Below are 9,947 nucleotides of genomic sequence, written 5' to 3' on the forward strand. Positions count from 1 at the left end.
CCACCTACGCGATGTACGGTGGTACGGGTCTCGCGGGAGCTTACCAGAGCGTCGGCCTTGCTGGTCTGTCCGACTCGGTGTTTGTGACTGGTGCTGGCCAGGAATTGACCACGACCTATGGCTTCAATGGTGCCTACAACCATAACTGGGATCCTTACTGGAACACCGCGATCTACGGTGGGTGGGGTGCTGTGCGGTATAANGACACGGCCAAGGGGTACATCTGCGGCGCAGTCGTAGCAGGCCTCGCGCTCTCGAGCGGTATTGGTGGCTGCAACCCCGATTTCAATTACGCGGTTGTCGGTGTGATCACGCGCTGGACCCCGATCAAGAACCTCACCTTCTCGGCCGACTTGACTTACACCATGCTCGACCAGAAGTACGCGGCCGGAAGCACAGTGGTAATACCGGCGCAACCCAGTATCGCCAAGCCCGGCACCACCTACGAGCTGAAGGACCAGAACACACTGAGCCTGCTACTCCGCGCTCAGCGTAACTGGTGAGTATTTGTCAAACTAGCGGAAGGAGAAAAGGAACGGCTCTATAGGTCTAGGTTTAACCTCCAAGAAGGCCTCCGGTATGCCCACCGGGGGCCTTTTCGAATTGGGAGCGGCGTCGATCATGTTCTCGGATTAGACGCCCTCTCTTTTTCTCAATGGCACGCTCTTCGCAGCGCTCCAACAAGTCTCGGATGCTGAATTGCCGAGCACTCCTATTTGTTGCAGAAGTAGCCCGATCGTCAGGATGTGCGTAAACTTGGTCGCGTTCTCGCGCGTTCGAAGATCAATGCGCTCTGTTGGCCGTTCGGAATTCGCAGATCGCGGCACCTATCCTTATCGGCAACGCGCGTGCCCTGCGGCTCGCGCCTGCACTGCAGACTCGGATTGTACACATCCGCGGAATCTGGCCGCCAACTGTCGGCCAGCACGGCTAGTTTGCGAATTGAAGCTGCCACCAATCTAAGCGCACTGAGCGAATCACCCACGCCGGCGGCGCCGATCTTTGTGGTCAACTGGCGCCCGGAGACTATCAAGCAGTTGAAGCGGAACGCGGCCCATAGCCAGGTGCACAGCACACGTAGCCATCCTTTCCGATACCCGACCGTGGCTCGGAAACCATACTCTTGGATCGCCGGTCCGGATAACAGTGAGTCGACCGTGAAAAATCTCCCAAGCCATTGAACGGGAGTCGATTTTCCGATCGAAGCGGCATTTGAGATTGCAAGCTTTTGGGGTTTGAAGTCTTAGAAGCTTGCAGTTTGAATTTTGGTTTCCCTCGAATCGCGAGGCGTGATTCCGTGGTGGCATCGGAGGGGACGATGCGACCGAAGGAACGACGCGACACCGGACAGACCGATCTTCTGCGCTCGCGGCTGGACGCGATCATCGACATGGGCCACCCGCTGGTGAAGCTGGCGCGCACATCGACTGGTCATTCCTCGAAGAGCGATTTGGCGCGGTCTACGAGGACGCGCCAGGCCGGCCGCCGTTGCCGACGCGGCTGATGGCGGGGGTTGCCATTCTCAAGCACACCTACGACCTCTCCGATGAAGTGTTGTGCGAGCGCTGGGTGGAGAACCCGTATTACCAGTTCTTCTGCGGCGAGGAGTTCTTCCAGCATCGGCTGGTGTTCGACCGCTCCTCGCTGACGCGCTGGCGCCAGCGCATGGGCGAGGGGAAGCTGCAGGCCCTGCTGCAAGAGAGCCTTGCGGTTGCCACCAAGACCAAGTGCGGCGCGGCGATCAAAGTGAGGGGCAGCGTCAATCAGGCAATCTGGGTGGGAAGACGTATTGCCGCATGTAGCTGTGTTCCCGATACACCGATTGTTGCCTCACCTATTTTGCTCCCTAGCCAGGAGGCCGGTCGCACAACTGGTCGGCATTGCGAGCGCGCCGCTGTCGCGCTCGGTCCTCGACCGAGCGCTTGCAAAGCCAACAGACCGGTGATCGGGCGTGGTCAAGGCTGCCAGCCGCCAAAGGCGGTGGCGCATCGCGCCAGCCTTGAGCACGGTCGATCGCCGGTCCACTTCACACCACCATGCCTCCGTCGAGCAGTGGAGGACTTTCCGGTGATGCGACGATCACATCGGTTTGTGCCGCGTTTTGCCCGGGACCAAACAACAGTGCGCTTGTTTGCTCGCTGCGCCACAATTTGAGACGACGTTGCAGAGTTCGGAGCACCTTGCTCGGGTAGACCTGGGTATTCTGCCTGAAGCTTGGAGAGGAGTTCGCTGCTGGTCCGCCACGGCTCCGCCTCGAACCATTCGCGCAGCTGTGGCGTGGCTTTGACGAGCGGATCGGGACGTCGTCGCTCTCGCTTCGGCTTCGCAATTGGCCTGTCGGTCGGGCGTCCCGCTCCTTCTTTCCACGCTATTCGCAAGCTCGACAAGAACTGTTCAATCGGTGGCGCCGCAGTTGGCTGGCTTGCCGGAGCGGCGTCGGCGAGACTAGCCAAGTGCTCCTGCGCGGCTCGAATATCGCGCAGTAAGGCGACCGAATCCAAACCCGCATAGATTTCATTGACGCGGGCGCGGACGGCAACGGGTGTTCTTGCTTCGGCAACCAGCCGCTGATGTGGGGGTCGCGGGGGCGCTGTACGTTTTGCGGACCCGCGCTCCGTCGCGCTCCTTTCGTATCAATTTGAACGACGGCTGGAAAAAGTTCACGAACAAGCGGGTCGAACGGTAAAGCTGAGCCAGCAGCAGCCGCTTCAAGCCCCTCGAATCGACGGTAGCCGAGCATTCGTCGGACCACCGCGGCCGTTCTTCTGCTCGACAAAGGCCTGATCGTTCTTGCGATAGGGGCGACAGCGCGTGAAGACGATACCAGCCTGCTCGCAATACACTTTCAAGGTCTCATTCATGGACACAGAGCCGTTGTCGGTGTCCAGACCCAGGAGCGCAAACGGCAGCTGTCTACGAAGTTCGGTCAGAACCCTGCTCAATAACTTAACTTCCGCGCACTAGAGCAGGTCCCGACCGGATTGAATCGTTTGGGATTCCCAAATCAGGCCGGTTCTGATTCAAGCTGCCTGCTGGCGAAGGAGGCCGGCGGGCATGGCGACATCTCTTTCGGTCGATCTTCGCAGGCGTGTGGTCGCTGCCGTTGAGGGCGGCATGTCGCGTCGAGAGGCTGCGGCGCACTTTCGCGTGGGCGTGTCGAGCGCGATCCGCTGGGTGGCGCAAGCGCGAGACGGGCGAGGTGACGCCGAAGCCGCAGGGCGGCGATCGAAGCGCCGGCCGAACGCATCCTCGCGCTGATTGCGGTCAAGCCCGACAGCACGTTGGAGGAGATGAAGGCGGCGCTCGCGGCCGATGGATACGCCTTCAGCGTCTCCGCGTTGTCGCGCTTCTTCCAGCGCCGGAAGATCACGCTCAAAAAAAGACCGCGCACGCCGCCGAGCAGGAGCGGCCGGACATCGTGAAGAGGCGGGAGGAATGGTTCGACGGCCAGATCGACCTCGATCCTGACAAGCTCGTCTTCATCGACGAGACATGGGCGTCGACCAATATGGCGCGTACTCGCGGGTGGGCGCCCCGCGGCGAGCGGCTGCGTGCCTCCATCCCGCACGGCCACTGGAAGACGACGACCTTCGTCGCCGGCCTGCGCCTGTCGGGCATGGTCGCGCCGATGGTTCTCGATGGGCCGATCAACGGGCGAGCGTTCCAGGCCTATGTCGATCAGGTTCTCGTTCCAGAATTGCGGAAAGGCGATATTGTCGTCATGGACATGTGTGGACGCCCCCGTTGGTGCAAGAAGAATCTTTCGAAGAGCACGGAGCGTGGTCGGGTGCTGACATGTGTCCGGCCTTTTGCTGCGGCTGTCACATGCCGCCGGCCCGTATGGGAGTTCGCGGAGCGGGTCCAATTCAACCTCGCGTGCTCGAGGCGCGTATCCATGATCTGGTTTTCCCGATCCCGTCTCGTTGACAGTTGCGCCATACCTCTCCGGTTGACCTTCTCACACTCTCAAGGCCCTGCCGCGGAACTACTTCGCCGCAGCCGGAGCCCGATAGGTTCCGCCTCTCGCCATCAATGCCCAGACGATGCGTGCCATCTTGTTGGCGAGGGCGACGATCACCAGCATGGGCGGCTTGCGGGCAAGCATGCGCGCAAGCCAAGGATCGGCGGTCGAGCCTTTGCGCATTGCCCAGCGCACGGCCGCGCTCGCGCCGATGATCAGCAGTCGGCGTAGGGTTCGTTCGCCCATGCGGGATGTCTCGCCGAGCTTCTGCTTTCCGCCGGTGGAGCGCTGCAGCGGGGTGAGCCCCAGCCACGCCACAAAGTCGCGTCCCCTCTTGAAGGCCTGAGCCATCGGCGCCAGGGCAACGAGCGCCGTCGCCGTGATCGGCCCGATTCCCGGGATCGTCATCAACCGCTTCGCTTCGGCATCCTCCCTGGCGCGCCGGGCGAGCTCACGGTCGAGCAGCGCCACCCTCTCGTCCAGTGATCGCAACTGCTCCACGAGCAGGCGCAGGATCGGTCGGGCCAGCTCAGGAATGTCGGTGTCACGGTCCTCGATCGCCGACACGAGTTTGGCAACATGGGACGGGCCTTGCGCCGCTACCATCCCGAATTCGGCCAGATGGCCGCGGATCGCATTGATGGTCTGAGTGCGCTGACGCACCAGGAGGTCGCGGGCGCGAAACACAACGGCCGCCGCCTGCTGCTCCGCGCTCTTCACCGCCACGAAACGCATGGTCGGCCGCTGGACGGCTTCGCAGATCGCTTCCGCATCGGCGGCATCATTCTTCTGCCGCTTCACGAAAGGCTTTACATAGTCTGGCGCAATCAGTCGCACCTCATGCCCCAGCCTCGCGATTTCGCGCGCCCAGTAATGGCTGCTGGCGCAGGTCTCCATGGCGACCGTGCAAGCCGGCTGCGCGGCAAGAAATTTGCGCACTTGGTCCCGGCGCAGCTTCTTGCGGAAAAGCACGGCTCCTGATGCATCCGCGCCGTGCATCTGGAACACATTCTTCGCCAGATCCAACCCGATTATGCTAACTTCCGACATGGACGCCTCCGTTCAAGTGATGGTCAACGACACCACTTTGGCACAGCGATGCCGTGAGGGGGCGTCCACCCCATCAACCTCGGCAGCCATAAGGGCGCGAGCGTGCGCGCGGCGATCGAGGCTGCCGGCGCAAAGCTCCTCTATCTCCCGCCCTACAGCCCGACTTCAATCCGATCGAGAACGCCTTCTCCAAGTTGAAAGCGCTGCTGCGCGCCGCCGCCCAGCGCACCGTCGAAGGCCTGTGGAGCGCAATCGGACGCTGCCTCGACCGCTTCACGCCGCGCGAATGCGCCAACTACTTCGAAGCCGCTGGATACGAGCCAACCTGATCGGGAACCGCTCTAGAAGTGGCGCGGGAACTGGATCGGCTCGTGATTGAACGCGGCAAGCCGAAGATGGTGGTCAGCGACAACGCAGCGAGCTGACGAGCAACGCTATCCTGACATGGGCGGATCAGAGCCGGGTGGCATGGCACTACATTGCACCGGGCAAGCCCATGCAGAACGCCTTCATCGCGAGCTTCACATTTTGGCAGCACTTTGGATAACGGTCGGGTGCGTTCAATACGGCCTGTTAGTGCGACTGATACCATGGCCGCTGGCCCTGATGAAGATCGCGGATCGAGGCCTCATTAACGGGTCGCGCTTGTTGCGCTTAAAACTCTTCGGGCTTTCTCGATCCCCAGCTCCGCCGGTTTCCATCATGCTGTCATTTGCCCTCACACCTTAAGGTGGCCAGGATACGCGGCAGCTCAAGCCGCGCGCTTAGGCCGATAGAATTCCCCGGTCGTCATCATCGCCCAGACGATCCGGGCCAACTTGTTGGCAACGGCGATAGCGACGACCATGGGCCGACGTCGTTCAAGCAGAGCTTCGATCCAGCCACCTCCGACCCGGGAGCGGGCCTTTGGGTACCGAACGACGTTGCGTGCCCCGATGACAAGAAAGTGTCTGAGATAGGAATCGCCCCGTTTCGTTATGCGGCCGAGCCGGTCCTTCCCGCCGCTGGAATTCTGCTTAGGCGTCAGGCCCAGCCAGGCCTCGAACTCTCGCCCCCGAGCGGAACATGGTCGGGTCCGGCACGGTCGCGGCGAGGGCCGTGGCGGTTATGGGACCAATGCCGGGAATCGAGGAAGGCAACTTCGCCATCGGATTTTCTCTCTGGATGTCAGCCAGCTTACGCTCGATGGCCTCGACCTGCCGGTCCAATTCCTGCAGTTGGTTCACAAGAACAGTCAGTGCCATGCGGGCATGGGCAGGTAGCGTCAGCTCCTCGTCATCCAACAAGTCCACCAGACCATCCACCCTTTGCCGGCCCTGTCCGACAATGATTCCGAACTCAGCAAAGTGAGCTCGGATAGCGCAAGACGCCATGGTTCTCTGGCGCACCAGCAGGCCTCTTGCGCGATGAAGCATTAGAAGCCTTGGTTCTCGACACTCTTGATTGGAACGAACCGAATATTGGGGCGGGTGACCGCTTCGCAGATCGCGGCCGCGTCAGCGGCGGCGTCGTTCTTGGCTCCTCGTCGCACGTAAGGTTTTACATAGGCCGGCGGAATTAATCTCACATCGCCGGCGGCACGCCAAGCCATCGTCGCCCTCGTTCCTCGACCGTCATCTCTGCGATGCCTACACTGCAGAAGACGCATCCGTAAAAGCCCCAGCGAATAAATCCTGCCAAAGTAGTGCTAACCTAGGATTTTCGAAGCCATGCATTTGGAGCACAAGTAAAATTGCTTCCAAACGCGTCGGTATAATAAGTATCGACAAGAAATCCTGATTGCTCGACTAACTGCAAGCCATCAATAATCTCTTTATCTGCCTTCATGGGATCGTCTTCGAAGACATAGTAATCGCCCGACACGAGGAAGCGGCTCAAGTAAGAAAATATCGAAAATATTTGTACGTGCGCGTCGTCGATCACCAGCCAAGGATGGGGCAGCCTTATCAGCAGATGTTCATCGAAGGCCGCGACGTTCGAAAGATCAACCTGATGAAAGGTAAGAAGGGGATGCTTTGCATCTACATGGATACATTTGGTGTTCAGATCAAAGGAGTGAACTTCACCTGGTTTCTCACAAAGCACCGACATTTGATCAGCAAACCACAGGCCGCTGCCACCTTGAAGCGAACCGAGCTCTAGAATTGTCCTCGGCTGAAGTTCCCAAATAAGCCTCGTATACAGAGCCAAATCAAAAGGGGTCTTGACATTTATTAACCCTTTGTACGTCAGCGCCAAAGCTCCAACTTTTGTCGAGTAGCTGGGAAAAAGCTTTGCGTGAAGAAACGACTTCCATCCTCGTGCCGATGGCTTTGCAAAGCGATCGGAACAGTCAGCATTCGCAACGCTACTCAGTTCAATGGCCCAATTAAGATTTCCACCCGGCCTTGTTTGATCCGGGTAGTTCTTGCGGGCAGCCTCCCAAAAAGCTCTGTATCCGTAAGCGAGTTTCATAGGTCTATCTCCATACTGCGCTCTCTAAGGGCAGCTCAGATCGGTCCCCTAGTTCAAACCAACTAACCACTGGCTACCTCGCTTGGACAGCTACCGAATCAAATAGGGCCTAGGTCTTTAGTCCCACGACCTAGCTAGCTAATCTGAATGAGTGTGCGTCGGGAGGCCGCAAGGAATAGATGGTGAGAGTCCATTACGATGAAGGAGTAGCGACCCACATCGGCCCCAAGCCGTTCGGCAGCGTCCGTGAGGGCGCTGGCGAAGCGTCGGCAGGGGAGCATGCAGGCCAGCCATTGAGCCGCGAAAGAAGATTGTCCCGGGAGTCGACGCTGTACTCAGAGCGGAAGGCGACGCGGACGGGTGCGATAACGCGAGCACCTGGACGTCCCGGCGTGGTCGTAGACCCTGGCATGTATGGACGTTCCTTGCGCGGAAACCGGGAGATCTCGAGTCTGACCGGGGGACGGTCCGGCCGCCCCGGCCCGCACCGGGAAAGCGAGGAGCTGTAGCCGGTGATGCACGGACACGAGAAGTCAGACCCCCGTCATACTAGCAACGAAGCTGACGAACAAAGCCGGGTTACCGGCGGCGGAGTCGGTGGAGCGAAGGACGGGGGCCAAGGGGAACGCGAACCAGCTCAGCACGCGCCGGGCGCAGGACCGGGAAAGCGTGTCACAGGCGTTGGAGCGCGTACGCCAAGCCGCAAGGCAAAGGAAGAAGGAACGGTTCACCGCGCTCTACCACCATCTCAGCCTGCCTATGCTCAGGACGGCGTTCTTCGCACTTAAGCGGGAGGCCGCGCCTGGAGTGGATGGGTGACGTGGCGGGACTACGAGGCCGATCTCGATCGCAAGCTCGCAGATCTGCACGCACGGGTCCATCGGGGAGCGTACCGGGCGCAACCAAGCCGCCGCCGGTATATTCCGAAGGCGGATGGCAGACAGCGCCCACTCGCAGTGGCTGCCCTGGAAGACAAGGTCGTCCAACGCGCAACTGCTGCCGTGCTGAACGCGATCTTCGAGGAGGACTTCCTCGGATACAGCTATGGTTTCCGGCCGGGGGCGCGGCCAGCATGATGCGCTGGACGCCTTGGTTGTCGGGATCAACAGGACGAAGGTGAACTACATCCTGGACGCCGACATTCGGTCGTTCTTCGATCGTGTCAGTCAATCCTGGCTGGTTCGCTTCGTTGAACATCGGGTCGGCGACCAGCGCATCATCGGCCTGATCCAGAAATAGCTCAAAACGGGCGTTCTTGAAGACGGGATCGTCACGACCAATGATAAGGGAACGGGCCAAGGCTCGGTGATCTCGCCGCTCCTTGCCAACGTCTACCTTCATCTTGTGTTCGATCTCTGGGCCGAGCGCTGGCGACGGCGCGACGCTACGGGCGATATGATCATCGTGCGCTTCGCCGACGACATCGGCGTCGGCTTCGAACATGAGGACGACGCCCGTCCCTTCTTGGATGCGATGCGAACGCGACTGCAGGAGTTCGCATTGTCGCTTCATCCGGAAAAGACCCGCCTGATCGAGTTTGGCCGCCGTGCTGCGACCAACCGCCAACGGCGCGGGATCGGCAAACCGGAAACCTTCAATTTCCTCGGGTTCAGCTTCATCTGCGGCACATCGCGCCGAGGCGGCTTCCTGCTCAAGCGGAAGTCGCGGCACGACCGCATACAAGCGAAACTCAGCGAGATTAAGGATGAGATGCGACGACGGCGCATCAGCCGATCCCCGACCAGGGGAAATGGCTGAGGCAAGTCGTCACCGGCTTCTTCGCCTACCATGCCGTGCCGACGAATGGGCGCGTGCTGGAGGCGTTCCGCTACCACATCATCGACCTATGGCGGCGCTCGCTGAGGCGACGCAGCCAGAAGGACCACCTGACTTGGGCGCGGATCACGAAGCTGTCGGATGACTGGCTCCCGAAAGCGAGGATCCTTCACCCCCGGGGCCAGAACAGCGCTTCGCCGTCAAGCACCCGAGGTGGGAGCCGGATGCGGGAAAGCTGCATGTCCGGATCTGTCCGGGGGGCGCTCAGCAATGAGCGTCCCTACCGGGATCATAAATTTCGATAGCTACCGTGGCACGGGTGATTATCGCCAATCCGTTGCAGGTGAAGGCGATCGCCCAGGCTCACGTGAAGACCGACAAGATCGATGCCGGCACGCTCGCCAGTCTGCAGGCGGCGGGGTACCTGCCGCAGATCTGGACGCCTGACGCGGAGACCGAACGCAAGCGTCGGCTGGTGGCGCGGCGCTACCAGGTCGTGCGGCATCGCACGCGGGGCTCAAGAACGATCCTGCACGCGCACCTGATCCCAAAGTGCCCGCATGCCGATCTTTTCAACACCCGCGGCCGGGCGTGGCTGGCCGCTCAACAGTTGCCGGACGATGAGCGCGCGGCCATCGATCGGCACGTCCGTGAGCTTGACCGTCTGGCGGAAGACCTGGCTCTGCTCGCCGCGAGATCGCGCAGG

The 9,947-nt window shown here is 60.7% G+C and carries 5 protein-coding genes and 7 pseudogenes; 8 read left to right on the top strand and 4 right to left on the bottom strand.

All coding sequences use genetic code 11. The features are described 5' to 3' along the window. A partial coding sequence (locus YUO_RS0136985) for a porin (protein WP_028351640.1) occupies positions 1 to 503 on the top strand: 503 nt, incomplete at its 5' end. Between the two features lie 815 nt (positions 504 to 1,318). Continuing rightward, positions 1,319 to 1,725, top strand: a pseudogene (locus YUO_RS45740) (transposase); the annotation flags it as partial. A gap of 301 nt (positions 1,726 to 2,026) precedes the next feature. Here YUO_RS45740 and YUO_RS45745 read toward each other — a convergent pair. Beyond that, positions 2,027 to 3,042, bottom strand: a pseudogene (locus tag YUO_RS45745) (ISNCY family transposase); the annotation flags it as partial. A gap of 12 nt (positions 3,043 to 3,054) precedes the next feature. Between YUO_RS45745 and YUO_RS48340 the strand changes: the two are divergent. Next, positions 3,055 to 3,727 (top strand): annotated as a pseudogene (locus tag YUO_RS48340) (IS630 family transposase); the annotation flags it as partial. 258 nt (positions 3,728 to 3,985) lie between these two features. Here YUO_RS48340 and YUO_RS0137005 read toward each other — a convergent pair. Next, positions 3,986 to 5,011, bottom strand: coding sequence for an IS110 family RNA-guided transposase (locus tag YUO_RS0137005; protein ID WP_028351643.1), 1,026 nt, complete (start codon positions 5,009 to 5,011; stop codon positions 3,986 to 3,988). A 75-nt stretch (positions 5,012 to 5,086) separates the two neighbouring features. Here YUO_RS0137005 and YUO_RS43220 point away from each other — a divergent pair. Further along, positions 5,087 to 5,340: pseudogene (locus tag YUO_RS43220) on the top strand (transposase); the annotation flags it as partial. 18 nt (positions 5,341 to 5,358) lie between these two features. Further along, positions 5,359 to 5,534, top strand: a pseudogene (locus tag YUO_RS46870) (IS3 family transposase); the annotation flags it as partial. 228 nt (positions 5,535 to 5,762) lie between these two features. On the opposite strand, the pseudogene YUO_RS49220 reads toward YUO_RS46870, so the two are convergent. Next, positions 5,763 to 6,581 (bottom strand): annotated as a pseudogene (locus tag YUO_RS49220) (IS110 family RNA-guided transposase); the annotation flags it as partial. Positions 6,582 to 6,703: 122 nt separating this feature from the next. Then, a complete protein-coding gene (locus YUO_RS45755) occupies positions 6,704 to 7,465 on the bottom strand; it encodes a CmcI family methyltransferase (RefSeq protein ID WP_083754881.1) in 762 nt (253 codons plus the stop codon). Between the two features lie 1,044 nt (positions 7,466 to 8,509). On the opposite strand from YUO_RS45755, the gene YUO_RS48790 reads away from it, so the two are divergent. The 3 genes and pseudogenes from YUO_RS48790 to YUO_RS0137050 form a co-directional block, all read left to right on the top strand. After that, a complete protein-coding gene (locus YUO_RS48790; RefSeq protein ID WP_347335964.1) occupies positions 8,510 to 8,704 on the top strand; it encodes a hypothetical protein in 195 nt (64 codons plus the stop codon). Positions 8,705 to 8,770: 66 nt separating this feature from the next. Continuing rightward, positions 8,771 to 9,223: a reverse transcriptase domain-containing protein gene (locus YUO_RS48795; protein ID WP_028351646.1), complete on the top strand. Its 453-nt coding sequence runs from the start codon at positions 8,771 to 8,773 to the stop codon at positions 9,221 to 9,223. 328 nt (positions 9,224 to 9,551) lie between these two features. Next, positions 9,552 to 9,947, top strand: a pseudogene (locus YUO_RS0137050) (IS110 family transposase); the annotation flags it as partial.

It is taken from the genome of Bradyrhizobium murdochi (assembly GCF_000472965.1).
GTDB lineage: Bacteria > Pseudomonadota > Alphaproteobacteria > Rhizobiales > Xanthobacteraceae > Bradyrhizobium > Bradyrhizobium murdochi.